Origin of the sequence: Blastococcus sp. PRF04-17 (genome assembly GCF_023016265.1) — a bacterium.
Lineage (GTDB): Bacteria > Actinomycetota > Actinomycetes > Mycobacteriales > Geodermatophilaceae > Blastococcus_B.
The window spans coordinates 3,627,992-3,651,532 of sequence record NZ_CP095412.1 but is presented as its reverse complement, the minus strand read 5'-3'; the positions used below and the strand labels follow the sequence as shown (position 1 = coordinate 3,651,532).

29 protein-coding genes are annotated in these 23,541 nt (G+C 74.1%); 11 read left to right on the top strand and 18 right to left on the bottom strand.

Annotated elements, in window-relative coordinates; translation table 11 throughout:
• Positions 1 to 17: 17 nt before the first annotated feature.
• From MVA48_RS18475 to MVA48_RS18455, 4 genes are all read left to right on the top strand, one after another.
• The gene (locus MVA48_RS18475; RefSeq protein ID WP_246982349.1) at positions 18 to 881 is read left to right on the top strand and encodes a class I SAM-dependent methyltransferase; all 864 of its coding nucleotides are present in this window, start codon (positions 18 to 20) and stop codon (positions 879 to 881) included.
• Positions 882 to 1,022: 141 nt separating this feature from the next.
• Complete coding sequence (locus MVA48_RS23810) at positions 1,023 to 2,849, top strand: HNH endonuclease signature motif containing protein (RefSeq protein ID WP_305852265.1); 1,827 nt, start codon at positions 1,023 to 1,025, stop codon at positions 2,847 to 2,849.
• Between the two features lie 41 nt (positions 2,850 to 2,890).
• Positions 2,891 to 3,664 carry a maleylpyruvate isomerase family mycothiol-dependent enzyme gene (locus MVA48_RS18460; RefSeq protein WP_246982347.1) on the top strand — a complete coding sequence of 258 codons (774 nt, stop codon included), beginning with the start codon at positions 2,891 to 2,893 and terminating at the stop codon, positions 3,662 to 3,664.
• Entirely contained in the window at positions 3,661 to 4,503 is an 843-nt protein-coding gene (locus MVA48_RS18455) for a spermidine synthase (RefSeq protein WP_246982345.1), read from the top strand. The genes MVA48_RS18460 and MVA48_RS18455 overlap by 4 nt, the downstream gene beginning before the upstream one ends.
• Here the strand turns inward: MVA48_RS18455 and MVA48_RS18450 are convergent.
• A complete protein-coding gene (locus MVA48_RS18450; protein ID WP_246982343.1) occupies positions 4,493 to 5,011 on the bottom strand; it encodes an O-acetyl-ADP-ribose deacetylase in 519 nt (172 codons plus the stop codon). The genes MVA48_RS18455 and MVA48_RS18450 overlap by 11 nt on opposite strands.
• A 25-nt stretch (positions 5,012 to 5,036) precedes the next feature.
• Between MVA48_RS18450 and MVA48_RS18445 the strand changes: the two genes are divergently transcribed.
• Entirely contained in the window at positions 5,037 to 5,231 is a 195-nt protein-coding gene (locus MVA48_RS18445) for a PspC domain-containing protein (protein WP_246982341.1), read from the top strand.
• A gap of 3 nt (positions 5,232 to 5,234) precedes the next feature.
• Here the strand turns inward: MVA48_RS18445 and MVA48_RS18440 are convergent, their stop codons facing one another.
• From MVA48_RS18440 to MVA48_RS18405, 8 genes are all read right to left on the bottom strand, one after another.
• Positions 5,235 to 5,519, bottom strand: coding sequence for a DUF2516 family protein (locus tag MVA48_RS18440; RefSeq protein ID WP_246982339.1), 285 nt, complete (start codon positions 5,517 to 5,519; stop codon positions 5,235 to 5,237).
• 152 nt (positions 5,520 to 5,671) lie between these two features.
• Positions 5,672 to 6,451: a hypothetical protein gene (locus MVA48_RS18435; RefSeq protein ID WP_246982337.1), complete on the bottom strand. Its 780-nt coding sequence runs from the start codon at positions 6,449 to 6,451 to the stop codon at positions 5,672 to 5,674.
• On the bottom strand, positions 6,448 to 6,924 hold the full coding sequence (locus tag MVA48_RS18430; protein WP_246982336.1) for a helix-turn-helix domain-containing protein: 477 nt from the start codon (positions 6,922 to 6,924) through the stop codon (positions 6,448 to 6,450). The genes MVA48_RS18435 and MVA48_RS18430 overlap by 4 nt, the downstream gene beginning before the upstream one ends.
• Before the next feature lie 87 nt (positions 6,925 to 7,011).
• Complete coding sequence (locus tag MVA48_RS18425) at positions 7,012 to 8,034, bottom strand: asparaginase (protein ID WP_246982335.1); 1,023 nt, start codon at positions 8,032 to 8,034, stop codon at positions 7,012 to 7,014.
• Positions 8,031 to 8,588 carry an RsiG family protein gene (locus tag MVA48_RS18420; RefSeq protein ID WP_246982334.1) on the bottom strand — a complete coding sequence of 186 codons (558 nt, stop codon included), beginning with the start codon at positions 8,586 to 8,588 and terminating at the stop codon, positions 8,031 to 8,033. The genes MVA48_RS18425 and MVA48_RS18420 overlap by 4 nt, the downstream gene beginning before the upstream one ends.
• Positions 8,585 to 9,415, bottom strand: a complete 831-nt coding sequence (locus tag MVA48_RS18415) for a 3-keto-5-aminohexanoate cleavage protein (protein ID WP_246982333.1) — start codon at positions 9,413 to 9,415, stop codon at positions 8,585 to 8,587. The genes MVA48_RS18420 and MVA48_RS18415 overlap by 4 nt, the downstream gene beginning before the upstream one ends.
• A complete protein-coding gene (ygfZ, locus tag MVA48_RS18410) occupies positions 9,412 to 10,497 on the bottom strand; it encodes a CAF17-like 4Fe-4S cluster assembly/insertion protein YgfZ (RefSeq protein WP_246982332.1) in 1,086 nt (361 codons plus the stop codon). The genes MVA48_RS18415 and ygfZ overlap by 4 nt, the downstream gene beginning before the upstream one ends.
• Positions 10,497 to 10,943, bottom strand: a complete 447-nt coding sequence (locus MVA48_RS18405; protein WP_246982330.1) for a Fur family transcriptional regulator — start codon at positions 10,941 to 10,943, stop codon at positions 10,497 to 10,499. The genes ygfZ and MVA48_RS18405 overlap by 1 nt, the downstream gene beginning before the upstream one ends.
• Positions 10,944 to 11,130: 187 nt before the next feature.
• Here MVA48_RS18405 and MVA48_RS18400 point away from each other — a divergent pair, with 187 nt between their 5' ends.
• The 3 genes from MVA48_RS18400 to MVA48_RS18390 all read left to right on the top strand — a co-directional run bounded on the left by MVA48_RS18400 (position 11,131) and on the right by MVA48_RS18390 (position 14,341).
• On the top strand, positions 11,131 to 11,829 hold the full coding sequence (locus MVA48_RS18400) for an aminotransferase class IV (protein ID WP_371821158.1): 699 nt from the start codon (positions 11,131 to 11,133) through the stop codon (positions 11,827 to 11,829).
• A 72-nt stretch (positions 11,830 to 11,901) separates the two neighbouring features.
• Complete coding sequence (gene nhaA, locus MVA48_RS18395; RefSeq protein ID WP_246982326.1) at positions 11,902 to 13,278, top strand: Na+/H+ antiporter NhaA; 1,377 nt, start codon at positions 11,902 to 11,904, stop codon at positions 13,276 to 13,278.
• Positions 13,279 to 13,612: 334 nt separating this feature from the next.
• The gene (locus MVA48_RS18390) at positions 13,613 to 14,341 is read left to right on the top strand and encodes a hypothetical protein (RefSeq protein WP_246982324.1); all 729 of its coding nucleotides are present in this window, start codon (positions 13,613 to 13,615) and stop codon (positions 14,339 to 14,341) included.
• An 18-nt stretch (positions 14,342 to 14,359) separates the two neighbouring features.
• On the opposite strand, the gene MVA48_RS18385 is transcribed toward MVA48_RS18390, so the two are convergent.
• Both MVA48_RS18385 and MVA48_RS18380 read right to left on the bottom strand, forming a co-directional pair.
• The gene (locus MVA48_RS18385) at positions 14,360 to 15,988 is read right to left on the bottom strand and encodes a DUF885 domain-containing protein (RefSeq protein WP_246982322.1); all 1,629 of its coding nucleotides are present in this window, start codon (positions 15,986 to 15,988) and stop codon (positions 14,360 to 14,362) included.
• Between the two features lie 55 nt (positions 15,989 to 16,043).
• A complete protein-coding gene (locus tag MVA48_RS18380; RefSeq protein WP_246982320.1) occupies positions 16,044 to 16,589 on the bottom strand; it encodes an FABP family protein in 546 nt (181 codons plus the stop codon).
• A 205-nt stretch (positions 16,590 to 16,794) separates the two neighbouring features.
• Here MVA48_RS18380 and MVA48_RS18375 point away from each other — a divergent pair, with 205 nt between their 5' ends.
• Positions 16,795 to 17,088 (top strand): hypothetical protein, encoded by a 294-nt coding sequence (locus tag MVA48_RS18375; protein WP_246982319.1) that lies wholly within the window; start codon positions 16,795 to 16,797, stop codon positions 17,086 to 17,088.
• 18 nt (positions 17,089 to 17,106) lie between these two features.
• Here the strand turns inward: MVA48_RS18375 and MVA48_RS18370 are convergent, their stop codons facing one another.
• Complete coding sequence (locus MVA48_RS18370) at positions 17,107 to 18,036, bottom strand: NAD-dependent epimerase/dehydratase family protein (RefSeq protein WP_246982318.1); 930 nt, start codon at positions 18,034 to 18,036, stop codon at positions 17,107 to 17,109.
• 127 nt (positions 18,037 to 18,163) lie between these two features.
• On the opposite strand from MVA48_RS18370, the gene MVA48_RS18365 reads away from it, so the two are divergent.
• On the top strand, positions 18,164 to 18,841 hold the full coding sequence (locus MVA48_RS18365; RefSeq protein ID WP_246982317.1) for a TetR/AcrR family transcriptional regulator: 678 nt from the start codon (positions 18,164 to 18,166) through the stop codon (positions 18,839 to 18,841).
• 99 nt (positions 18,842 to 18,940) lie between these two features.
• Here MVA48_RS18365 and MVA48_RS18360 read toward each other — a convergent pair whose 3' ends face one another.
• From MVA48_RS18360 to MVA48_RS18335, 6 genes are all read right to left on the bottom strand, one after another.
• Positions 18,941 to 19,234: a DUF1416 domain-containing protein gene (locus MVA48_RS18360; protein ID WP_246982316.1), complete on the bottom strand. Its 294-nt coding sequence runs from the start codon at positions 19,232 to 19,234 to the stop codon at positions 18,941 to 18,943.
• Between the two features lie 11 nt (positions 19,235 to 19,245).
• Positions 19,246 to 20,073 (bottom strand): sulfurtransferase, encoded by an 828-nt coding sequence (locus MVA48_RS18355; RefSeq protein WP_246982315.1) that lies wholly within the window; start codon positions 20,071 to 20,073, stop codon positions 19,246 to 19,248.
• A 32-nt stretch (positions 20,074 to 20,105) separates the two neighbouring features.
• Entirely contained in the window at positions 20,106 to 20,537 is a 432-nt protein-coding gene (locus MVA48_RS18350; protein ID WP_246982314.1) for a DUF4395 domain-containing protein, read from the bottom strand.
• Positions 20,538 to 20,687: 150 nt separating this feature from the next.
• The gene (locus MVA48_RS18345) at positions 20,688 to 21,122 is read right to left on the bottom strand and encodes a TlpA family protein disulfide reductase (RefSeq protein ID WP_246982312.1); all 435 of its coding nucleotides are present in this window, start codon (positions 21,120 to 21,122) and stop codon (positions 20,688 to 20,690) included.
• Positions 21,123 to 21,152: 30 nt separating this feature from the next.
• Complete coding sequence (locus tag MVA48_RS18340) at positions 21,153 to 21,848, bottom strand: LmeA family phospholipid-binding protein (protein WP_246982310.1); 696 nt, start codon at positions 21,846 to 21,848, stop codon at positions 21,153 to 21,155.
• Positions 21,845 to 22,669, bottom strand: coding sequence for a hypothetical protein (locus tag MVA48_RS18335; RefSeq protein WP_246982308.1), 825 nt, complete (start codon positions 22,667 to 22,669; stop codon positions 21,845 to 21,847). The genes MVA48_RS18340 and MVA48_RS18335 overlap by 4 nt, the downstream gene beginning before the upstream one ends.
• 121 nt (positions 22,670 to 22,790) lie before the next feature.
• On the opposite strand from MVA48_RS18335, the gene MVA48_RS18330 reads away from it, so the two are divergent.
• Positions 22,791 to 23,537, top strand: a complete 747-nt coding sequence (locus MVA48_RS18330; RefSeq protein WP_246982306.1) for a winged helix-turn-helix domain-containing protein — start codon at positions 22,791 to 22,793, stop codon at positions 23,535 to 23,537.
• Positions 23,538 to 23,541: the final 4 nt, after the last annotated feature.

Below are 23,541 nucleotides of genomic sequence, written 5' to 3'. Positions count from 1 at the left end.
GACTACCCTCGGGACCGGTGAGCGAGGCTCGGAGCGACCACAAGGACCGGGCATCGCTGTCCCCGCTCCCGCGCCGCAGGGCGCCGCGACTGGCGGCCGGCCGGGCTCGCGCCCTCGGCCTGCCCACCCGGGGGACGACGAACGCCAACCGCCTGCGCCGCGTCGACCGGTGGATCCTCGCCACGCAGGTGCCGCGGCTGCGCGACTGCCCGCGCCCGCTCGTCATCGACCTGGGATACGGCTCCTCGGCCGTGACGACCCTCGAGCTGGTCGAGCGGCTGGGCCCCGAGGTGGCGGGGCTCGAGGTCGTGGGTCTGGAGATCGATCCGGCCCGGGTGACCGCCGTCGAGGCGGATCGCGATCCGCCCCGCGTCGACTTCCGGGTGGGCGGCTTCGAGCTGGCCGGTCTGCAGCCGGTGCTGGTGCGCGCGTTCAACGTCCTGCGGCAGTACGACGAGCGGTCGGCGGCCCAGGCGTGGGACACGATGCGGGCCGCTCTGGGGCCCGGTGGGGTCATCGTCGAGGGGACCTGCGACGAGTGGGGACGGCGGTCGGTCTGGGTCGCCCTCGACGCCGACGGCCCGCTCACCCTGACGTTCTCCGTGCGGGTGGCCGACATCGCCACGCCCTCCGATCTCGCCGAGCGACTGCCGAAAGGCCTGATCCACCACAACGTGCCCGGACAGCCGATCCACGACTTCCTGCGCGCCTTCGACGCCGCCTGGGCGGCCGCGGCCGGACTGTCGACCTTCGGGCCGCGCCAGCGGTGGGTTGCGGCCGTCGAGGCACTCGCGGAGGAAGGGTGGCCGCTGGTCGGGTCTTCTCGGCGGTGGCGGCACGGGGAGGTGACGGTTCGCTGGTCGGCCGTCGCGCCGGTCTGAGGCGTTCGTCGAGTTCGTTCATGCGGCGAGCATGAGCTCACGGACCGACACCCGCGACGAGCCTGTCCACAGGCGACCAGCTCGTCCACAGGAGCCGTTTCGGCTGGTCAGAAGGCCGGGCCCAGCGCTATCATCGAACGCATGTTCGATGAGCTTCTCCTCGACCGGAGCGACCGGGGGTCGCGCCTGGAGGCGGGGATGCGGGCCTGGCGGAGGGCGGAGCGCCCCCCGCTGATCGATGTGGGCCATCCGCCTGCCGGCGAGGTGTGGACCGTCGAGCGCGCCGGCCACCGGCCCGACGGCGATGACCCGCGGGGCCTGCGACAGCTGCTGGAGACCGGCGCCGGTCACCTGGATGTCGCGGCGGCCGCGTTCGGGGAGCAGGGCCGGCTGGCCGCGGTGCAGGCGCGGGCGCTGGCCGCGTTCGCCGCGTGCCGGCCGGCGGCGGCGATGGACCGCCCCGACGACGAGGCCGGCGCCGCCGCGGCGGCCTCGCGGGCGGCCCGCCCGGCGGTGCTGACCGAGGTCAGCGAGTGGGCCGTGGACGAGGTGATGGCCCGGCTGACCCTGTCCGCCCAGGCCGCGGCCAGGCTGCTGGAGCAGTCGGTCATCCTGGTCGAGCTGCTGCCGGCCACCCTGGACGCGTGCCAGGCCGGAGTCATCTCCTGGACGCACGCGGTGATGCTCACCGAGGTCCTCCCGGTGCTGACCGACCCGGCCGTGCGCGCCGCGGTCGAGGCCCGGCTGCTGGCCCGGGCGGCGGACAAGACCGTGCCCCAGCTGCGCGCCGCCGCCCGCCGGGCGGTGCTCAAGGCTGACCCCAACGCGGCCCTGCGGCGCGCGGCCCGGGCCATCGGCGACCGGCAGGTCCAGACCCATCCGGGCCGGGACGGCGTCGGGTCGCTGACCGCCACCGGCCTGTCCACCCCGGTGCTGGCGGCCTGCTACCGGGCATTGCAGGCCTACGCCGCGGCGAGCAGAACCCCCGACGACCCGCGCACCCAGGACCAGCGGATGACCGACTGCCTGGTCGACCTGATCCTGCGCCCGGACGCGAACCATCCACCGGTGCAGATCGCCCTCACCCTGATCGCCGGGGTGAACACGATGAGCGGCGGCGACGACCCCGGCGAACTCGACGGCCACCCGATCCCCGCGGCCATGGTCCGCGCGCTGGCCGCCGCCCTCGGCCTGCTCCCCCGCACCCCACCCCCGCCGGCCGAGCCCGCCACCACCGAGCCCGCCACCACCGAGCCCGCCACCACCGAGCCCGCCACCACCGAGCCCGCCACCACCGAGCCCGCCACCACCGAGCCCGCCACCACCGAGGCCGCCACCACCGAGCCCGCCACCACCGAGCCCACCGCCACCGAGGCCACCGCCGAGCCGGCGGCGCGGGCGGCGCTGGCCGAACTGCTGGACCTGCGCGCCGTCACCGGCACCGCGCTGGCCCACCTGCCGGCTCTCGCCGTCGTCGACGAACTCACCGGTCAACTGCTGGCCCTGACCACCGCCGCCGGACTCCGCACCGGCCAAGCCCTCGACCCACCCGGCCCGACCCCCGGCTACGCCCCGGCCACGGCCCTGCAGAAGTTCGTCCGCGCCCGCGACCGGCGCTGCCGGTTCCCCGGCTGCCGCACCCCCGCCATCCGCTGCGATCTGGACCACAACCAGCCCTGGCCTCTCGGGCCCACCAGCGCCGACAACCTCTGCTGCCTGTGCCGCCACCACCACCGACTCAGCCACCAGGCACCCGGCTGGCGCATGCAACGACGCCCCGACGGCGGCCTGCAATGGACCACCCCCGGCGGGCACACCATCACCACCCACCCCCAGCCCTACGGCACCGACGACCTCCCACCCCCTCCACCCGCACAACCACCCCGACCAGGACTCACCCTCCGCGAACGCGTCCTCGGCCGACCACCCACACCCGCCCACCACACCGACGACCCCGCACCGTTCTGAGCGCCGTCCGGGTCCGGCTGCTCGTCGTGCACCATGACGGCGTGACCACGCCCGTCGACGAAGCGCTGCGCCAGCGCTGCGTCGAAGCCGTGGTCGAGGAGGGTGAGCGAGTCGGCATCCTGGCTCAGCAGCTGGAGGCAGGGCTCACCGCCGCGACCGATCGCCTCGACACGACCGTGCCCTGGGTGCCCGGTTGGACCGCCCGCGACCTGGTCGGCCACCTCGGCACCGTCCATCGCTGGGCCACGGCGATCCTGCGCGCGGGACGCACCGATCCCCCACTGCGAGAGGCGATGCAGACCCCGCCCCCGAACGACCTGATCGACTGGTACGGCACCGGACTGGCCGAGCTCGTCACGGCGCTGCGCACCACGCCCCCGGACGCGCCCGCCTGGCACATGAGCCCCACAGCGGAGAAGACCGCCCGGTCATGGGCCCGGCGCCAGGCGCACGAGCTCGCCGTCCACCGCATGGACCTCGAAGCCGCCGCCGGCACCGGCCATGCGCCCCTGGATCCGGCGCTCGCCGAGGACGGCGTCGACGAACTGCTCACCGTCGTCGTCCCACGATGGGCGCACACGGCACCCCTCAGCACCGCCGACGCCGTGGTGACGGTCACCGCCACGGACACCGGTCGCCGGTGGACGGTGCGCGTGGACCGCGGACACGTCACCGTGACGGCGCACCCGCCGAGCGGAGCCGACGCACATCTCGCCGGCGACACGACCCAGCTGCTGCTCCGCCTCTGGGGTCGGCCGGCCGCGGTCACCGTCGAGGGCGACCCCGCCTCTGAAGCGCTCCTCCGCGGCCGATGAGGGCGCCCCCCGGGCCGGTCGAGGTCCACGGTGGCACCGCCGAGCTCCTCGCCGACGCCGATCGTGACGGCTCGTGGATGCTGCTCGTCGACGGCACTCCGCAGTCCCACGTCGACCTCGACGACCCGACACACCTGGAGTTCGAGTACGTACGCCGCATGGGCCACGTGCTCGACCTCATCGGGCCGGACACGGCTGCGCCGCTGGACGTCGTCCATCTCGGCGGTGGCGCGCTGACGCTCCCCCGCTATGTCGCGGCCACCCGGCCTGGGTCCCGTCAGCGGGTCGTCGAGTTCGACCAGCCGCTCACCGACCTGGTTCGCGAGTACCTGCCGCTCCCCCGCCGGGCGCAGATCCGCGTCCGCGCCGCCGACGCGCGCGCCGGACTCGCCGCTCACCGCGACAGGTCTGCCGACGTCGTCATCTGTGACGTCTTCGCCGGCGCCCGGACGCCGGCCCACCTCACCAGCGAGGAGTTCGCCCTGGACGTGCGCAGGGTGCTGCGTCCCGGCGGCACCTACATCGCGAACGTCGCCGACGGCCCGCCTCTCGCCTTCGCGCGCGGACAGGTCGCGACGCTCGAGCAGGTCTTCGGGCACGTCTGCCTCATCGCCGAACCGGGCACGTTCCGCGGACGGCGCTTCGGCAACCTGGTCGCCGTGGCCTCGGGTGCCGAGCTGCCGATCGACGGGCTGATCCGTGCCTGCGCGCGCGACCCGATGTCTTCCCGCGTCGTCCACGGGGCAGACCTCCGCCGGTTCGTCGGCAGGGCGAAGCCGATCAGGGACTCCGACGCCGTCCCGTCCCCCGAGCCGCCCGCCGGCGTCTTCAGTCGTTGAGCCGCAGCGCATCGGTGAAGGCTGCGAGCGCCCGGTCGCTGGACAGCACGAACAGCACTTCGCGCACGTGCTCGACGCGAGCGGCCCGCACGCCGGCCACCGCCTGGCGCGCACCGTCCTCGAGGGGCCAGCCGTAGACGCCGGTCGAGATCGCGGGGAAGGCCACGGTGCGCGCCCCCAGCTCATCGGCCACCCGCAGCGACTGCGTGTAGCACGACCGCAGCACCGCCGACCTGTCCGTCGACGCCGACCAGATGGGCCCGGCCGTGTGCACCACCCAGCGCGCGGGCAGTCGGCCCGCCGTCGTCGCGACCGCCTGGCCCCGCGGCAGCCGGTGGTCGGCCAGGCGGGCCGCGATCGAGCGGCACTCGGCGAGGATCTCCGGTCCGCCCGCGCGGTGGATCGCCCCGTCGACACCGCCCCCGCCGAGCAGACCAGGGTTGGCCGCGTTCACGATCACGTCGACGTCGACGGTCGTGATGTCCCCGCGCACGGCCCGCAGCTCCATGCGTTCGACCGTAGGGTCAGCAGGCATGAGCTCGCCTACTCCGTACGCCCTCCGCCGCGACTCGCGGAACCGCGTGATCGCCGGCGTCTGCGCCGGCATCGCTCGCCGCTACGGCCTGTCGCCGAACGGCCTGCGCCTTGCGTTCGTGGTCTCCTGCGTGCTCCCCGGCCCGCAGTTCATCGCCTACCTGCTGCTGTGGGTGCTCATCCCGTCGGACTGACGGTCACCAGCTGTTGCCGCGGGGCAGTCCGCGCACCGCCGGCCGGACGTCGACCAGGTAGACGATCGCGGCGATCACGGCGGGCAGGCCGAGGATGCTCATCGGCGTGAAGTAGAAGATGACGGCGGCCGAGACGCCGGTGATCGCCGCCCACCCGGGCTTGGTCAGCTTCCCGGTGGCCACGAAGGCGGGGGCCGGGCGCACCAGCGAGTCGACGAAGGCCCACAGAGTCAGCGCCAGCGCACCCCAGTAGAGGGCGGTGTAGACCCACAAGTCGAACCAGCGCATGACCGGGAGCGTACCCGGCACGCCCCGCGGAACTCCGCCCATCGACCGATCGACGTCCCCCGGAAGAACGTGCCGGTGGACGCGACAGGGCCCCGGAGCGCGGGATCGCAGCTCCGGGGCCCTGGTCGGTGGTCCGACGTCGGCTCGCGACGTCAGCTCTTCTTGGCGGGCACCGCGGTCGGGTTCGCCGGCTTGGCGGCACGGGCGCGGGTCACCCGGGCGGAGGTCGCCTTGGCCGGCGCCTTGCGGGCAGCCGTGGTGCTCTTGCGTGCGGCCGGTGCAGCCTTCTTGGCGGCCTTCGGGGCCTCGACGGCCTCCTCGGCGGCTCCCTTGGTCTTCTCGGCGGCGGCCTCGACCTTGTCCTCGGCCTTGGTGGCGACCTTGGTGGCCTTGGCAGCGGTCTTCTGCGCCACCGAGGTGACCTCGTTGGACGCCTCGACGACGGCCTCGGCCGTCTCCTCGAGCACGTCCTCGAGGGTGTCCTCGACCGTGTCCACGGCGCGCTCGGCGCGACGGACGACTCGGCGGAAGGCCGGCTGACGGCGCAGGTCCTCGACGACCTCGGCGCCGCGCTCGGCGAGGGTCTCGACGGTGGCGGCCGCCTGGGTGCGGGCGGTCTCGACCAGGCCCGCGACGGTGGTCTTCAGCGTCTCGGGCCGAACGGCGGTTGCGAGCTGCTGGGCCGTGGTGCGGGCGTTGCCGGCGGCCTCGGTGGCCCGGGTGCGGGCCTCCTTGACGGCCAGGTCGGCCTGGACCTGGGCCTCGCCCGGCAGGGCCACGACCTGGGCGCCGGCCTTGGAGACGAACGAGCCGAACACGGTCTTGGCGCGCTCGACGGCCAGGTCGCCGGCGCCGATGACGGCGAGGACGGCAGGCTTGGCGTGGGTGACGGCGAACTCGCCGTACTGCTTCACGGTCTGGGTGGGGGTCATGCCGACTCCTTGGAGGTGGGGGTCTGTGGCTGGGAAGAGGTCTGGGCTGCGGCGGCCCGGTGCTCGCGGACGTAGGTCTCGTAGAGCTCGAGCAGGACCGCCTTGTGGCGCTCGGACAGGGCGTCGTCCGACCGGATCGCCGCCACGGTGTCCGGGTTCCCGGAGCGCCGGTCGAGGATGCCCGCCTGCTCGTAGAGCGATTCGGCGGAGATCTTCAGGCCCCGGGCGATCGACGCGAGGATCTCCGCTGACGGCTTGCGAAGCCCCCGCTCCACCTGGGACAGGTACGGGTTGCTGACACCGGCGGTGCGGGCCAGCTCGCGCAACGACACCCGAGCGGCGTTGCGCTGCTCACGGATGAAGTCGCCCACCTGCGAGGGGGCGACCGACTCCGCCACGCTGCCGGCGACCCGGTCCACCTTCTCGCGGACCGTCGTCACCTGCTCACGGACGAACTCTCCGGGCGTCTGCACGGATACGACGGTAGTCGGCGGTGCTAGCAGTTGCAAGCGCAGTAGCTAGCACACCGCCGTGAGGCCCGTCACACGGGAAGGTGCAGTTCAGCGCCGCATGACGTCGGAAGCGCGGACCTCGCCCACCACTCCGTCGCCTCCGGAGAGAGGGATCTGCAACCAGGGTGCGAGCACGTCCTCGGGCACGCCGAGCAGCCGCAGGCCGGCGCAGAGGGAAGGCGTCCGGCCCCGGTCGCCGCCGTCGTCGAGTTTCAGCGCGACCGCACCCCGGCCCGGCAGGGCGGCGACGTGGACGCCGTCGGCACCACCCTTCACCAGCAGGTCCGGCACCGCCGTCATGAGGTCGGTGTCCTCCCGTCCGGTGCCGGCGACGAACCACGGGTGGGCGCGCATCGCGTCGGCGACCGCCCGCTCGCGGCTGCCCTCCGGCGCCTGCACGAGACCCAGCACGCTGCGTGCCAGACCGAGGGGCGACAGCGCGTGCTGGGGCGCGCCGCAGCCGTCCACGACGACCGCGGTGACCGGCTCCCCGGCGGCCTCGGCCAGCCGTGCCTCGACCGCCTGCTGCAACGGGTGCGCCGGGTCCAGGTACCCCTCCACCGACCACCCGGCAGCCACGCAGGCCGCCAGCATCGCGGCGTGCTTGCCCGAGCAGTTCATGGCCAGCCGCTCCGGGCTCCGGCCGGCGACGATCCACGCCGACTCCGTGCCGACGTGCTGGGGCAGGGCGGGCGGGCAGCCCAGGTCGTCCGCCCCCAGCCCGACGGCCGCGAGCATCGAGGCTGCCAGCTCGCGGTGACCGTCCTCGCCGCTGTGCGAGCCGGCGCCGATGGCCAGTTCCTCCCCCGATCGCGGCGTCCAGCCCGCCGCGAGCAACGCGGTCGCCTGCACCGGCTTGTTCGACGACCGGGGCAGCGTGGGCCGGTCGACGGCACCGGCCGCCAGCAGCACCTCGCCGTCCGCGTCGAGCACCACCAAAGACCCGCGGTGCACCGACTCCAGGAATCCCGACCGCCAGACCTCCACGAGGATCGGGTTGTCGGGCCAGCGGCCCCCGTGCAGGGTCCCACCGCGAGCCTGCGAGCGATGGGGGGCAAGAGGGTCCTTCATCTGCCCTCGTCGGCCAGCAGCGCGGCCACGTCGGCCTCGCCGTCGCGGTAGCGGCGGCCCAGCTCCGCCGCCAGGCCGTCCATCACCTGCTGCACGCCGCGCCGCCGCTCGGACAGCCCCAGCTCCGCGTCCGCGAGCGCCTTGGCCGCCTTCTGCAGCTTCGCGTCGCTGAGCTCGGTGATGGCCGACAGGTCGACGCCCCCGGTCAGCGAGTTGACCCAGGACTCGTACTCCTCGGGGGCGTGCGGCTGCACGGTCTGGTGCCGGCCCAGGCCGTGCGCCGGGCCGCGACCCTTCTCCGAGAGGATCTCGGGCAGCAGGTCGACCAGCGAGCGGCCGTCGTCCTCGGCGCGGCGCTGCAGCTCCCGCCGCACGATGTCCAGCCGCCCCTGCAGCAGCCGCCGGGTGTAGGAGAGGTTGACCTCCTGCTGCTCTGCCTCGCGGCGCAGCCGGCGCACCTCCCCCATGGGCTGCCGCGTCGCGTTCTCCAGGAACGCGGGCTCGAGGAGCGCGTCGACGGCGGCACCCCCGGCAGGAGCGGGCTTCGGGCTCATGGCTTCTCCTCGATCCCCAGGAAGCGTCGGGCGTCGTCGGCGGTCATCGGCGGGCGCTGCGCGATGCGGGCCAGGCCGGCGGCCCGGGCGACGAGCTGGGTGTTGTCGCGCACCGGCTCGCCCGGAGCGTAGGTGAGCGTGTCCTCCATGCCCACCCGCAGGTGACCGCCGGCGGACAGTGCCGCCAGCATCACCGGCAGCGACGTCCGGCCCACCCCCGTCGCGGCGAAGGTCGCACCGGACGGGAGGTGCGGCAGGCAGGCCGCGAGCGCCTGCGTCGTCCCGGGCATGCCGCCGGGCACGCCCATCACGAAGTCGACGTGCACGTGCCCGCCGTGCGGTGGGCCGTGCTTGTCCAGCAGCCGCTGCAGGGTGGCCAGGTGGCCGAGGTCGAAGACCTCGTACTCGGGCACGATCGCGCGCTGCTGCATCTGGGTGTGCAGCTCGACGATCAGGTCCCACGGGTTGCTGAAGACGTCGCGGCCGAAGTTGACCGTGCCGAGCGTCAGCGACGCCGCATCGGGGGCGGCGTCGAGGACCGCGAGCCGCGCGTCGAACGGATCGGTGACCGCGCCGCCGCTGGAGAGCTGGACGACGAGGTCGCTGGAGTCGCGCACCGCCGCGACGACCTCGCGCACCCGCCCGAGGTCCAGCGTCGGCCGCGTGTCCTCGTCGCGGACGTGCAGGTGGATCACCGCGGCGCCGACGGCCTGGCAGTCCCGCGCGGTCGCCGCCACCTCGTCGACGGTCACCGGCAGCGCGGGCACGTCCGCCTTCGCCGATTCGGCCCCGGTCGGCGCGACCGTGAGCAGGGTGTGCGGGATCACCGGCCGATCGTCGCAGACCGCACTGCCTGCACCCTGGCGCGGGCGGCTTCCCTCGTGTCGTCCGCGGTCTCGACGAGGTCGTCGGGGTCCACGGCCGCGACGGCGTCGCCGACCGCGAGCGGGGTGTCCGGTCCGACCGAGCGCTTCACCAGCGCCAGCGCGATCACGCCCAGCTCGTGGTGGCGCACGACGGTGCCCACCCGGCCGACCTCGCGGGTGCCGGTGATCACCGGCGTCCCCGGCTCGGCGAGCACCTCGCTGACGCCGTCGAGGTGGAGCAGGACCAGCCGCCGCGGCGGCCGGCCGAGGTTGTGCACCCGGGCGACGGTCTCCTGCCCCCGGTAGCACCCCTTGTCCAGGTGGACGGCGGTGCGCAGCCACGGCAGCTCGTTGGGGATCGTCCGGTGGTCGCTGTCGAGGCCCAGCCGCGGACGGCGCGCCTCCACGCGCAGCGCCTCGTACGCGTCGATGCCGGCCAGGGCGACGGCCAGCCGGTCGGCCCAGCCGGCCAGGTCGCCCCGGGGGACCACCAGGTCGAAGGCGGTGGCGCCGCCGTCGCCGAGCGGAGGCATGCGGCGGACGAGGCCGCCGTCGTCCAGGGCCGCGACGCCCTCGGGCACCGGCACACCCGCGGCGGCGAGGGCCTCCGGGGCCTTCGGCCCGACGAGGCTCAGCACGGCCCAGTCAGGCGTCACCAGCCCCGGCTCGACCCGGAGCATGAACCGCATCCGATCGAGGAAGGCCAGCAGGTCGGCGCCCGTGCCCGGCTCGACGTCGGCCCACGTCGTGCCGCCGAGCTCCGCGAGGACCAGGTGGTGCTCGACGTGCCCGTGCGGCGAGAGGACCAACGCCTCGGTGCCGGCACCCTCGGCGAGCCGGTCGAGGTGCTGGCTGGTGATGCTGTGCAGCCACGAGAGCCGGTCCGGGCCGGGGACGACGAGGACGTCGCGGTCGCTGCGGTCGATCAGCCCGGCGCCCTCGGCGAGCAGTCGCTGCTCGCGCAGCGGGTCGCCGTAGTGGGCGGCGACGGTGCCGCCCTCGACCTGCACGGCGCCCGGGCGCGACAGGAGGGGTGAGGTCATCAGGGATGCTCCGATCCGGCTCGTTCGCGGCACGCGCGGCACGTCCCGGAGAGGGCCACGTGACCGACGTCGACGGTGAAACCCAGTTCGGCCGCCAGACGTTCCGCCGCGCCGTCGAGGAGGTCCGGCGCGACCGAGGAGACCTCGCCGCAGGACTGGCAGACGACGTGCAGGTGGGGGTGCTCGGCGGAGTGGTAGACCGGCGCGCCCTTGCCGAGGTGGGTGTGCCAGACGAGGCCGAGCCGCTCCAGCAGCTCGAGGTTGCGGTAGACGGTCGAGGTGTCCGGCGCCGCGCCGCCCGGACCGGCCTCCTCGCGCAGCCGCGCGCCGATCGCCTCCGGCGTCGCGTGCTCGAGCGCGCTCACCGCCTCGAGCACGCGCTGCCGCTGGGCGGTCAGCCGCAGGCCGCGGGCCCGCAGCCGTTCCGCCAGGCGCTCGTCTCCCACGCTGCGAGCCTATTCCTGCGGTACGGCAGGCTGGCCGGGTGAGCGATCTGCGTGCGGTGGCGGTCTGGCGGGACGGCAGCGCGGTGCGCGTGCCCGCGCTCGAGCCGGTCGTGTCGGCCTTCGACCAGGGGCTCGGCCGCGGCGACGGCGTCTTCGAGTCGGTGGACGTCGTCGCCGGCCGGACCCCGTGGCTCGAGGCCCACCTCGCCCGGCTCGCCCGCTCGGCGGCGCTGCTCGACCTGGCCGACCCGGGGAAGCCGTCTGGCGGGCCCTGCTCGACAGCCTGCTCGCCGACTGGCCGGTCGAGGAGGAGGGCGCCTGCCGGATGTACCTCACCCGCGGCTCGGGCCAGGACAGGCCACCGACCGCGCTCGCCGTCCTCGCCCCGGTGCCGGCCGAGACGATCCGGCAACGGGCCGAGGGCATCTCGGTGGTCAGCCTGGGTCTCGGCGTCCCCGCCGACTTCCGCGCAGCGGCGCCGTGGCTGCTGGGCGGGGCGAAGACGCTGTCCTACGCGGTCAACATGGCGGCGCTCCGCCACGCGCACCGCCTCGGCGCCGACGACGTCGTCTTCACCTCGCTGGAGGGGCGGCTGCTCGAGGCACCGACCGCGACCGTGGTGTGGGCGAGCGGGGGCACGCTCCACACGCCGCCGCTCGAGACCGGCATCCTCGCCGGCACGACCATGGCCCGGCTGTTCGCTCGCGCCGCGGACGACGGCTGGCCGACGTCGGTGACGCCCGGCACCGTCGACGAGTTGCACGCCGCCGACGCCGTGTGGCTGCTGTCGGGGGTGCGCGGGGCCGCGACCGTGCACACACTGGACGGTGTCCGGCGCGGTGACGGAGGCCTCTCGGCGAGAGTGCAGGATCTGCTCTGCCGGTAGGGTCTTCCCCGGTGCGCCGGGAAGTCTGGTCGGCAACTTCCTCGACCGACCCCCTGTACCGGAGCCGCCTCCATGACAAGCACCTCCACCCGCCTCCTCGGCCGCGGCTCGTGGCGCGAGACGCAGCGGATCGCCTCCGTCCTGCGCAAGGAGACCGTCGGCGGTGCCCTGCTCCTCGTCGCCGCCTTCATCGCGCTGGTGTGGGCGAACTCCCCCTGGGCCGGGGCCTACGAGACGCTGCGCGACACGCGGGTGGGGCCGGCGTCCCTGCACCTGGACCTGACGCTCGGCACCTGGGCCGCCGACGGCCTGCTCGCGATCTTCTTCTTCGTCGCCGGGCTGGAGCTCAAGCGCGAGTTCGTCGCCGGTGACCTCCGCGATCCCGCCCGCGCCGCGCTGCCGATCGCGGCCGCGGTCGGCGGCATGGCGGTGCCGGCCCTGTTCTTCGTGCTGTTCAACCTCGGCGGCCCCGAAGGCGCACTGCGCGGGTGGGCGATCCCCTCGGCGACCGACATCGCCTTCGCCCTCGCCGTCCTCGCGGTCATCAGCACGCACCTGCCCAGCGCCCTGCGCACCTTCCTGCTGACCCTGGCGGTGGTCGACGACCTCCTCGCCATCGTCGTGATCGCCGTCTTCTACACCGCGCAGCTCAACGTCGTGGCGCTGCTGCTGTCGCTGGCACCGCTGGCCCTCTTCGGCTTCCTGGTCCAGAAGCGCATCCGGTCCTGGTGGCTGCTGCTGCCCCTGGCCCTCCTCTGCTGGGTGCTCATGCACGAGTCCGGGGTGCACGCCACGGTGGCCGGGGTCCTGCTGGCCTTCACCGTGCCGGTGGTCCGCAGCGACGCCGCAGGCGGCCCCGACGCCGGCCCCGGGCTCGCCGAGCACTTCGAGCACCTCATCCGGCCGATCTCGGCCGGCGTGGCGGTCCCGATCTTCGCGTTCTTCTCCGCCGGGGTCACCATCGGCGGCCTGTCCGGGCTGGGCGCCTCCCTCGGCGACAGCATCGCGATCGGCATCATGGTCGGCCTCGTCGCCGGCAAGGCGATCGGCATCACGGCCGCCACCTGGCTGGTGGCACGGTTCACGCGCGCCCAGCTCGACGAGAACCTCGGCTGGCCCGACGTCGTCGGCCTGGCGCTGCTGGGTGGGATGGGCTTCACCGTCTCCCTGCTCATCACCGAGCTGGCCTACGGGGCGGAGAGCGAGAGCTACGACCACGCCAAGGTCGGCATCCTCTTCGGCACGCTGGCGGCAGCCGCGCTGGCGACGGTCATCCTCCGACTGCGCAACCGGCGGTACAAGGTCATGTACGAGGAGGAGCGCAGCGACGTCGACCGGGACGGCATCCCCGACGCCTGGGACACGGTGGACGACCGCGCCGAGCACGATCCCGACTGGGAGGGCGCTCCGCCGCCGGGCCGGACCGCACGGCCGTTCGCCGACGGCTGACAATTGTGCTTGCTGGCCGTCTCCGCGCCGACGTACCGTCGTCGTACACGAGAGAGGAGGTGGTCCGTAACTTTGCTGAGCTACAGGACTCGTGAGGTGGCTGTCCGCTAGCCGCCGTCCAGATGGGCCGCCCGTTCAGACGCTGCGCCACGGCGACAGGATCTGAGCGACGGCATGATCGCCCGTCCGTCGTACGGCGGCGAGCGAGAACCGGACAGTCACCCGACCTCCGGGCCGCCGACACTTGTCCAGTCGGCCCGCGTGCAGCCCCCCGCTCCGGGGAGCGCCGCGGAGCAGCCCGGAGGTTGTCCGTTCTCCGGGTACTTTGCCTTTCATGGAACTGGGCGGTCTCGCGATCGAGGGCGACGTCTCCGCGGGCGTCTGGGTGTCCTCCGGCCGTCGTCGCGGCGAGCCCGGCACCGTCTCCGCTCTCGTGCCCCCCGTCTTCGAGGCCTACGCGCGCGTCTTCCATCCCGCCGTGCGCTACGTCGGGGACGCCGACGTCGAGGTGTCCTGGGCCGAGGTCGCGGCGCACAACGGCACGGTCGCGCACCCCCACATGCAGTGGCAGTGCGTCACCGGCAGCTGGGAGTACCTGGGGTCCGACAGCCAGCCGCCGGTGTGGGACGACGCCCCGAGCGAGGGGCACCTGCCGGTGGCCGTCGCCGCGCGGCTGGCTGCCGTCCTCGCCCGGCACACCGGCACGCCGCAGGACTGCGTGTTCGGCCGGTGGGCCGGGTTCGGCTTCGACGCCGCGGCCCTCGAGGGCGTTCCCCAGCTGCTCCTCCGGGGCGGGCAGGACGTCGTCCTCGTACGGGGCGCCGTGGGCGACGCCGTCCGCAACCTCGCCCCGGAGCCGCACGAGCAGAGCGCGAACCTCTGGTGGCCGGCCGACCGCGCGTGGCTGGTGGTCACCGACATCGACCTGCGGACGACGTACGTCGGCGGGACTGCGGGCTGCATCGCCGACGTGCTGACCGCGGACGGCCTGGAGGCGGCTCCCGCGGCGCCGCACGACCGCGTGAACGCCGACCCGATCAACCCGTCGCCGGCGGCCGTCTGAGCGGCGGCCCGCCCGTTCTCAGAGCTGCGAGAGCTCGGCCTCGAGGTCGTCGAGGCCGAGCGAACCCTGTGACAGGGCGGCCATGTGCCACGCCTTGAGGTCGAAGGCGTCGCCTCGGGCGGCCCGGGCCGCCGCGCGCCCGGCCAGCCAGGCCCGCTCGCCGAGCTTGTAGCTGATCGCCTGCCCCGGGATGCCCAGGTAGCGGATCAGCTCGCTGTCGAGGAAGGCCACGTCGGCTCCCGAGTGCTCCCCGAGAAAGGCGCGCGCGAGCTCCGGCGTCCACGGCCGGCCCCGGTGGTCGGCCAGCACGCCGTCGGCGTCGCCGGGGATCGGCAGCTGCAGGTGCATGCCGATGTCGACGACCACGCGCATCGAGCGGAGCTGCTGGGCGTCGAGGAAGCCCAGGCGCTCGCCGGGGTCGGTGAGGTAACCGAGCTCGTCCATCAGGCGCTCCGCGTAGAGCGCCCAGCCCTCGACGTTCGCCCCGACCGAGCCGAGCGACGCCTGGTAGGTCGACAGGTCCTTGGCGACGTACGCCCACTGCGCCAGCTGCAGGTGGTGGCCGGGGACGCCCTCGTGGTACCAGATCGACACCAGGTCCCAGAGCGGGAACCGGGTGCGACCCAGCGTCGGCAGCCACGTCCGTCCGGGACGGGAGAAGTCCTGAGCCGGGCGCGTGTAGTACGGCGCGGCGGCACTGCCGGGCGGCGCGATCATGGCCTCGACGCGGCGGACCGGCTCGGCGAGGTCGAAGTGCGTGCCGTCGAGGGCGGCGATCGCCTCGTCCATCATCGCCTGCAGCCGCTCGCGGACGGCGTCCACGCCCTCGACCGCCGGCCCGTTGACGCCGAGCCAGCGCATGGCCTCCATGGGAGTCGCGCCGCCCAGCACCTTGTCCGCCTCGATCCGCTGCTCGGCGAGGATCCGCTGGTGCTCCGACCAGCCCCAGGCGTACGCGTCCTCGAGTCCGGTCCCGGCCCCCAGGTCGGAGCCGGTCCACCGGCGCACCGCCCGGGCGTAGCGCTCGCGACCGACCGCGTCGGGCGTCCCCTCGGTGTGGGAGGCGTAGACGTCGCGCAGGTAGTCCCGCATCTCCGCGACGGCCTCGTCGGCCGCGCGGGCGGCCGACACGAGCTCGGGCAGCAGCGCCTCCGGCCCGGTGCCCACGAAGCCGGCGAAGTACGGCCCGGCCAGCCACTCGTCCAACTGCGCGACGACGGTCTCCGCCTGTCGCGGGGCGACGACCAGCCCGCGGCGGCAGCCCTCCTCGAGGGTCGCGCGGTAGCCGCGGAGGGCCTCGGGCACGCGCGCCATGCGCCGGGCGATGACGGACCAGTCCGCCTCCGTCACGGCCGGCATCAGCGAGAAGATCTGGCGGATCGAGTGCACCGGGCTGAACAGGTTGTTCAGCGTCAGGTAGCCCTCCCCCGCCTCGGCGGCGGCGAGCTCGGCGCCGATGCGCTCCCGCAGCAGGCGGGCGCAGCGTCGCTCGATCGGGTCGTCGTCCAGGGCCGGATCGGCGGCCAGCACCCGGTCGAGCTCGGTCAGCGTCTCGCGCTCGAGCGCCTCCTCGGCCGCCAGGCCGGCCGGGCTGAGGTCGGGCAACCGGTCGTCGTCGGGGCGGGTGCCCAGCTGCGTGGCGACCATGGGGTTCAGGTCGCTCAGGGCCTCGACGTAGCGGTCGGCGACCTGACGGGGGTGGTCATCGCAGCCTCTCCAGTCGGGCGGACATCGTGGGGCGGAGCGGGTCGTCGGCGCCGGCGCGGTCGATGGCGTACATCAGCGCCCCCTCGACGAGCCCGTAGAGCCGCACGGCGCGGGTCACGTCGGCGGCATCGGGGGTGCGGGCCACGACATCCGAGGTCAGCTCCCAGCTGGTCGTCGTCCGGGCGCGGCCGACGTAGATCTCGACCAGCCCCTCGGGACTGGCCGTCAGCAGTTCGACGTCGTCGTCGCCGCGGGGCCGCCAGAACCCGGTCTCCCGGACGTCGGGACCGACGATCCTCCCCTCGTCGGTGAGCCGCCAGGTGCGCGACTCGTAGGCCAGGAAACCGCGGCCGTCATGGCTGAAGCGCATCCACTGGCCGAACCGGACGTCCTGTGCGGACCCGGCCGCGGTGCCCGTCATGACGCCCTCGCCGTGCCACTCGCCCAGCAGCGGAAGGAGCGAGAGCAGCTGGTCGGACACCTCCGGTCCGCTGCGGACGTCGACGGTGTCGGGCACCGGCAGCTCCGTGGGCCCGGTCATCGCCGCGCCCTCGGCGGACGGCGCGCGAGCCGGACGGCGCTCCACGCACAGGCGAGCGCCGCGGCGGCCGCGCTCCCGACGAGGACCCAGGCGGACAGCATGAGCCCCACGGTAATGACGCTCGCCCCGAGGGAAGCGAGCGGGCGGGCATCATGGTCGCGATCCTGATGTCGAGCGAGTCCGAGGGTCGAGGAGGCCGACCGGCATGGCGCCCTGGGAACGTCGGCACCTGGCCCTGTCGGGCCGCGTCCTCGCACCGGTCTACGGATGCGTGCTCGCCGCGTTCTGCGCGGGGTTCGTCGTCCTCTCCGCCTGGGGAGCCGGTGCCGGGTGGTCAGGACTCCGGGGTTCGGTTCCCGGCCTGATCGTCACCTCGCTGACCGGGATGGGGGCGGTGGCCTGCGCGGGCATGGCGCTCGACCGCCGCATGCCCGTGGGCTGGTGCTTGCTCGGCCTCGCGCCGGCGGTCGCCGCTGCCGTCTGGATCGTCGCCGCCTGACGCCCGTCCCTGCGGGCCTCAGGCCGGGACGGGGGCACTGCGGACGGTTGCCTCCACGACCTCGTCCCACGGGGTGGCGGTGAGGCCGAACGTCTGCGCCGTAGCTGTCGCGTCGATGACGAACTCCTGGTCGAACTGGTGCCGCACGGCGACGACCTCGCGCATCATCGGCACGACGAGTCCGACGGCGCGAAGCAGCCCCCAGGGGATGCCGCTGACCTTGGCGGGCGGCGCCCCGAGGGCGGCGGCGAGGTCGCCCAGCGCCTCGCGCTGGGTCCGCGGCGCGGCGCTCGGGACGTGCCAGGCGCGGCCCCATGCGCGCTCGTCGGTGCCGAGCACCGCGAGGGTGGCCGCGACGTCGGGCAGGTAGGCCCAGCTCCGCCGCACGTCGGGGTCGCCGACCACCCAGGCGTGCCGTCCCCTGCGCAGCGCCGGCAGCTGGCGGGCCAGGTGCGAGTGGTCCGCCGGAACCTGCGGTCCGACGAAGTCGGCGGCGCGGGCCTCGGTGACCCGGACCCGGCCCGCCTCGTGCGCGGTGAGCGCCTCCTGCCACATCCGCGTCCGCACCCGGCCCTTCAGGTCGGTGGCGGCGAGCGGGGAGCCGGTGGTCATCGGACCCGTCGGGCGGCCGTAGCCGTAGAGGTTGGACATGGTCACGAGCACGGCGCCGGTCCGCTCCGCCGCGGTCAGCAGCGCCGCCGCGACCGGCGGCCAGTCGGTCGCCCAGCGGTGATACGCGGGGTTGACCGCGTTGTAGACGGCTGCCGCCCCGCGTGCGGCGGCCGTGAGCGCCTCGGCGTCCGTGGCGTCCACCGTCCGGTGCTCGACGTCCGCCGTCGAGGAGCCGCCGCTGCGGGACAGCACCCGCACCTGGTGACCACGTCGCAGCAGCTCCTCGGCGGTGGTCGTGCCGACCGGGCCCTTGCCCACGATCACGTGCAGTGCCATGACAGTTCCTCCCATCATTGCGAGAGCGGTGCTCTCGCTTGGGAGCGACGCTCGCAGCTCTGCGGAGTGCTGTCAAGAGCAGTGCTCACGATTGCGAACAATGGTCTCGGAGTGACATCCTGGTTCGGTGCCGAACGTCCGCGAGCGGGTCCGCGCCGAGCTGACCGCCGAGATCACCGATGCCGCCCGCCGGCAGCTCGCCGAGGTCGGCGCGCCCGCCCTGTCGCTGCGGGCCGTCGCCCGGGAGGTCGGCATGGCGTCGTCCGCGATCTACCGGTACTTCCCCAGCCGCGACGACCTGCTGACCCGGCTGATCATCGACGGCTACGACGCCCTCGGCGCCGCCGCAGAGGCGGCCGACGACCCGGCAACGGCGCCCGCGGAGCGGTGGCTCGCGGTCTGCCGGGCGGTGCGGGCCTGGGCGCTGGCCCACCCGCACGAGTACGCGCTGCTCTACGGCTCCCCCGTGCCGGGCTACTCCGCTCCGGAGGACACGGTGCCCGCGGCGTCCCGCGTCGGCATCGTGCTCGGGAACATCCTGGGCGAGGCGGCGCGGGCCGGCCTGCTCCCCGACGGCTCCGGCGAGCGGGATCCCGACCTGGTCAGCGACGACGCCGTCGCCGTCCTGGGTGGGGAGCACCCGGCGCTCGACGAGGCGGTCCGCGTCCGGGCGCTGCTCGCCTGGAGCTCGCTGTACGGGACGATCAGCTTCGAGCTCTTCGGCCACTTCGTCGGATCGGTCGAGGACGGCGACCGCTACTTCGACCGGGCGATGGCCGATCTCGCCGGGCTCATCGGCCTCTGACGCCCGGGAGCGGCGTCCTCCCTCACGACAACGGGTCCTCCCCCACCTCCGGCGGTGAGGGAGGACCCGTCTCGATCAGGGACCCTGATCATCGATCGGTCAGTCGATGACGATGGTCGTCTCGTTCAGGCCCACCTCGGCGTCGAGCGCGCGCTCGCCCTTGCCGACCGGCGCCAGGCTGCGGACCTTCCACTGCCCCGGGGCGGCGAAGAACCGGAACTCGCCCTCGGGGCTGGTCACCACCTCGGCGGTGAACTCGTCGGTGTCGTTCAGGAGCCGGACGTAGGCACCGGCCACCGGGGCGCCGTCGTGCCAGACCTGCCCCTGGATGACCGTCTGGGTCGTCAGGTCGATGCCCGCGAGGGAACCGCCCTGCTTCGGTGCTCCGCACATGTCAGGTCAGCTCACTTCTCGATCGGGACGCCGACGAGCGAGCCGTACTCGACCCAGCTGCCGTCGTAGTTCTTGACGTCGGGCTTGCCGAGCAGCTCGCGCAGCACGAACCAGGTGTGGCTGGAGCGCTCACCGATCCGGCAGTAGGCGATGGTCGCCTTGCTGTCGTCGTAGCCCTGCTCCTCGTAGAGTTTGGCCAGCTCCTCGTCGCTCTTGAACGTGCCGTCCTCGTTGGCCGCCTTGCTCCACGGGATGTTCTTCGCGGTCGGCACGTGCCCGCCGCGCTGCGCCTGCTCCTGCGGCAGGTGCGCAGGAGCGAGGATCTTTCCCGAGAACTCGTCGGGCGAGCGGACGTCGATGATGTTCTTCGACCCGATCGAGGAGACGACCTCGTCGCGGAAGGCTCGGATCGACAGGTCCGGGTCCTGGGCCTGGTACTGCGTGGCCGGGCGCTCCACCGGGTCCTTCGACAGCGGGCGGCCGTCGAGCTCCCACTTCTTGCGGCCACCGTCGATCAGCTTGACGTCCCGGTGGCCGTAGAGCTTGAAGTACCAGTACGCGTAGGCGGCGAACCAGTTGTTGTTGCCGCCGTAGAGGATCACGGTGTCGTCGTTGCTGATGCCGCGCTCCGACAGCAGCTTCTCGAAGCCGGACTTGTCGACGAAGTCGCGGCGCAGCGGGTCCTGCAGGTCCTTCTTCCAGTCCAGCTTGACGGCACCCTCGAGGTGGCCGCCGTCGTAGGCGCTGGTGTCCTCGTCCACCTCGACGAAGACGAGACCGGGCGTGCCCAGGTTCTCCTGCGCCCAGTCGGCGGTGACGAGCACGTCGTTGCGGCTCATGGATTCCTCCGGATAGTTCGGTGTGCGGATGGTCAGGTGCGGGCCGGCAGGACCCGCCGGACGGTCAGGTAGAGCTCGCAGCCCAGGCAGAAGCCCGTGACCGCGTTGAGCAGAGCCGCGACCAGCGCGAGGCCGGTGGCGACGGCGCCGACGACGGGCGCGCCGGCCAGGTAGCCGGCCGCACCCACGACGGCGAAGAGCAGTCCCACGAACTGGGCGAAACGCGGCGGCGCCTCCGGCTCCCGCTCGCGCACCGGACCGAGCCGGGGCGCGACGAGGACGCGGAAGAGCACCCCGTAGGGCGCGACCCGGAGGCCGGCGAACGCACCGACGGCGAAGGCGGCCGCCTGCGCGGCGACCAGCCATCCGCTGCCGGTGAGCAGCGCGACGGCGAGGACGACGGAGGTGAGAGCCGCGGCGAAGCGCGGGGCACGCACGTCGACCTGACGGGCAGGTGCAGTCATGGGAGCAGCAGACCTTCGGACGGCGGACAGGGCGCGTCTGGACGGTCGGGAACCGTCCTCAGAAGGACGGACAGAGGCAGCTGCCGACGCGGCACAGGTCCACTGTGCGGCGAGAGGTCAGCAGGGTGCCCACGGCGCGAGAGTAGCCGATCACGCGGTCGCCCCCGTATGGGCGTCCACGAGAGCGGTCAGCTCCTCGGCCTGCGGTGCGCCGCTGCTGCGCCCGAGGACCCGTCCGTCCCGGTCCAGGTAGAACAGCGTCGGGGTGCGGCGGACATCCAGCTCGCGCACCTCGTCGAGGTGGCTCTCGGCGTCGACGTGCACCACCGCGAGCGACGGCCGGGTCGCCTGCAGCTGCTGCAGGCGGGCCTTCGTCGCGCGGCACGGTGCGCAGAACGCGGTGGAGAACTGGACCACGGTGAGGGCGGCCGCGCCCGGCTGCACGCCGAGCCGCTGGAACACCGTCGTCGTCACCGATCCCTCCCCGATCGCGCGGACGGCTCCGCTGCGCGTGCGCAGCCACCAGGCCGCCACGACGCTGACCACCAGCGCCGCGACGAGGACGCCCGCTCCGATCCCGCTCATCCCCGGCACCAACCCTCCGGCGCGGGCGCGCTATTCCGGCGCACGGAGCACGGTGTCGGTCGCCTCGACCTCGATGACCACGCCGTCCTCGGCCGGCCGGACACCGGTGAGCTCCAGGCCGAAGGGCAGCGCGGGCACGGGGTGACGCAGGTCGAGCAGGTCGACCGCCCGATCCAGCACGAAACCCGGCACCTCCACGCCCGCCCCGGAGGCCTCCCGCACGTCGGCGACCAGGGCCCCGCCGTCCAGTCTCACCTGCCCCACCGCGGAGAGCCGCACCTCCTGGCCGAGAACCTCGACCGTTCGGGTGATGCGCAGGCCGTCCCCGTCCCGGGTCAGCTCGGTGTCCCGGCCGAGCTGCTCGGAGAGCAGGGCGTACGAGAGCGTCGCCGTCCCGTCGATGCGGTCGACCGGAACCTCCTGCACCGATCCCGAGACGACGCTCGACAGCGGCACCTGCACGCCCCGCAGGACGACGTCGGCGCGGGTGCCCTCGGGCTGCCGCAGCTCCTCGGCGCTCAACGAGATGCGCACGTCCTCGTACCGCCCCGCGACCGCCTGGGTCAGGAACGGGAAGCCGCGGGCGTCCACCTCCGGGGCCGCCGCCAGGCCGGCCTGCTCGACGAGCTGGTCGGCGACGTATCCCTCGGCCCAGCGCTCGACCACCCGGTCGGCGACGAACGCCACCCCCAGCAGCAGGAGGAGGACGACGAGGAGCGCCTTCACAGCACGGTCAGCAGCGCGAGCGCGACCGGACCGCACGCGGCCAGCGGGAGGGCCGCCTGGATGACCGAGAGGGCCCAGGGCGACTCCGCCGCGCTCCGCCGTTCCGCGGCCACGTAGCTGGCGACGAGAGCCGAGAAGCCGGCGACCGCGCCCAGGATCGCACCGAAGACCAGGGCGCTCTGCGGACCGGACAGGTCGCCCAGGTCGCGACCGAGCCAGGTCACGGCCGCCGCGGCCGGCACGGCCAGCAGCAGCCCCAGCACGCCGCGCGGCACGCCCGGGGCGACCCGCGGGCGCGGGAGGACCAGGTCCACGAGGTGACCGACGACGAGGGCGACGCCCACGGCGAGCAGTGCCACCGTGGCCCGCCCTGCGCCGGATGCCCGTCCCAGCAGGAGGAGCGCGGCCAGGGCGACGACGGGGCAGAGGAGCAGCACGACGCCGGACAGCGAGGCGACCAGGTGGTGCCGTGGCCGCCGGAGCATCTGCTGGAGGACCGCGGCCACGAAGCCGACACCGAGGACGACGAGCAGTCCGCCGAGCGTCGGGTCCTCCGGCAGCCCGAGGATCAGGTCGGCGGCGACGGCGGCCGCCGCGCCGACGGCCAGGGACCCGGCGAAGCCCTCGACACCGGTCACCAGCACCCACGACAGCACCAGGCCCAGCTGCAGCACCAGGACGGCGGCGAGCCGGCCGATGTCCCCGAAGAGCTCGGGCAGGCCGACGAGCAGCGCCACCGCCACGCCGGCGAGCCCGGCGGCCGGCAGATGGTGCGCCCGCGCCGTCGGCACCGCCTCCTGCGCCTCCACCGGTGAGCTCACCCCTGGATCGTGACACGCACCGGCCCCACCTTCCGCGCGACGAGCGGAACGGCACCGCGGTGATCGGTTATCCTGCGGACTCATCTCGACAGCGCCGTCGACGAGTGTTCGAGGAGATGACATGCGACTCGTGCTCATGACGGCCGCCCGGCAGGCCACCACCGAGGTGCTGCCCGCGCTCGGGCTGCTGGCCCACCAGGTGCGCGTGGTGGCGCCCGAGCTGTCCAGCCTGCTCGACGGCGACTCGGGCGACGTCGTGCTCGTCGACGCCCGCCACGACCTCATCCAGGCCCGCACGCTCTGCGGCCTGCTCTCCTCCACCGGCGTGGCCGCCTCGCTGGTCGCCGTCCTTTCCGAGGGCGGCCTGGTCGCGCTGTCGGCGGACTGGGGTGTCGACGACGTGCTGCTCGACACCGCCGGCCCGGCCGAGGTCGACGCCCGGCTGAGGTGGGCGACCGCCCGACGCCTGGCCGCCGCGGCACCCACGGACAGCGGGGAGCGGGGCGTCACGCAGGCCGGCGAGCTGGTCATCGACGAGCACAGCTACTCAGCCAAGCTGCGCGGCCGGCCGCTCGACCTCACGTACAAGGAGTTCGAGCTGCTGAAGTACCTGGCGCAGCACCCCGGCCGGGTCTTCTCCCGGGCGCAGCTGCTCCAGGAGATCTGGGGCTACGACTACTTCGGCGGCACGCGGACCGTCGACGTCCACGTGCGGCGGCTGCGGGCCAAGCTCGGCACCGAGCACGAGGCGTTGATCGGCACGGTGCGCAACGTCGGCTACAAGCTCGACCAGCAGGTTGCCGACGCCACCGCCAAGGCGGCCCGGGCCACCACCTCGGAGGAGCGGGCCGACGCCGAACTGGTCTGATGAC

Bases quoted from the DNA above. Each gene is read 5' to 3' on its own strand.
- MVA48_RS18375 (WP_246982319.1), top strand. From the start codon at position 16,795: ATGGCGCCCTGGGAACGTCGGCACCTGGCCCTGTCGGGCCGCGTCCTC.
- MVA48_RS18385 (WP_246982322.1), bottom strand. From the start codon at position 15,988: ATGGTCGCCACGCAGCTGGGCACCCGCCCCGACGACGACCGGTTGCCC.
- MVA48_RS18445 (WP_246982341.1), top strand. From the start codon at position 5,037: ATGAGCTCGCCTACTCCGTACGCCCTCCGCCGCGACTCGCGGAACCGC.
- MVA48_RS18345 (WP_246982312.1), bottom strand. From the start codon at position 21,122: ATGAGCGGGATCGGAGCGGGCGTCCTCGTCGCGGCGCTGGTGGTCAGC.
- MVA48_RS23810 (WP_305852265.1), top strand. From the start codon at position 1,023: ATGTTCGATGAGCTTCTCCTCGACCGGAGCGACCGGGGGTCGCGCCTG.
- MVA48_RS18420 (WP_246982334.1), bottom strand. From the start codon at position 8,588: ATGAGCCCGAAGCCCGCTCCTGCCGGGGGTGCCGCCGTCGACGCGCTC.
- MVA48_RS18360 (WP_246982316.1), bottom strand. From the start codon at position 19,234: ATGTGCGGAGCACCGAAGCAGGGCGGTTCCCTCGCGGGCATCGACCTG.
- MVA48_RS18380 (WP_246982320.1), bottom strand. From the start codon at position 16,589: ATGACCGGGCCCACGGAGCTGCCGGTGCCCGACACCGTCGACGTCCGC.
- nhaA (WP_246982326.1), top strand. From the start codon at position 11,902: ATGACAAGCACCTCCACCCGCCTCCTCGGCCGCGGCTCGTGGCGCGAG.
- MVA48_RS18440 (WP_246982339.1), bottom strand. From the start codon at position 5,519: ATGCGCTGGTTCGACTTGTGGGTCTACACCGCCCTCTACTGGGGTGCG.
- MVA48_RS18435 (WP_246982337.1), bottom strand. From the start codon at position 6,451: ATGACCCCCACCCAGACCGTGAAGCAGTACGGCGAGTTCGCCGTCACC.
- MVA48_RS18390 (WP_246982324.1), top strand. From the start codon at position 13,613: ATGGAACTGGGCGGTCTCGCGATCGAGGGCGACGTCTCCGCGGGCGTC.
- MVA48_RS18350 (WP_246982314.1), bottom strand. From the start codon at position 20,537: ATGACTGCACCTGCCCGTCAGGTCGACGTGCGTGCCCCGCGCTTCGCC.
- MVA48_RS18330 (WP_246982306.1), top strand. From the start codon at position 22,791: ATGCGACTCGTGCTCATGACGGCCGCCCGGCAGGCCACCACCGAGGTG.
- MVA48_RS18355 (WP_246982315.1), bottom strand. From the start codon at position 20,073: ATGAGCCGCAACGACGTGCTCGTCACCGCCGACTGGGCGCAGGAGAAC.
- MVA48_RS18425 (WP_246982335.1), bottom strand. From the start codon at position 8,034: ATGAAGGACCCTCTTGCCCCCCATCGCTCGCAGGCTCGCGGTGGGACC.
- ygfZ (WP_246982332.1), bottom strand. From the start codon at position 10,497: ATGACCTCACCCCTCCTGTCGCGCCCGGGCGCCGTGCAGGTCGAGGGC.
- MVA48_RS18455 (WP_246982345.1), top strand. From the start codon at position 3,661: ATGAGGGCGCCCCCCGGGCCGGTCGAGGTCCACGGTGGCACCGCCGAG.
- MVA48_RS18370 (WP_246982318.1), bottom strand. From the start codon at position 18,036: ATGGCACTGCACGTGATCGTGGGCAAGGGCCCGGTCGGCACGACCACC.
- MVA48_RS18450 (WP_246982343.1), bottom strand. From the start codon at position 5,011: ATGGAGCTGCGGGCCGTGCGCGGGGACATCACGACCGTCGACGTCGAC.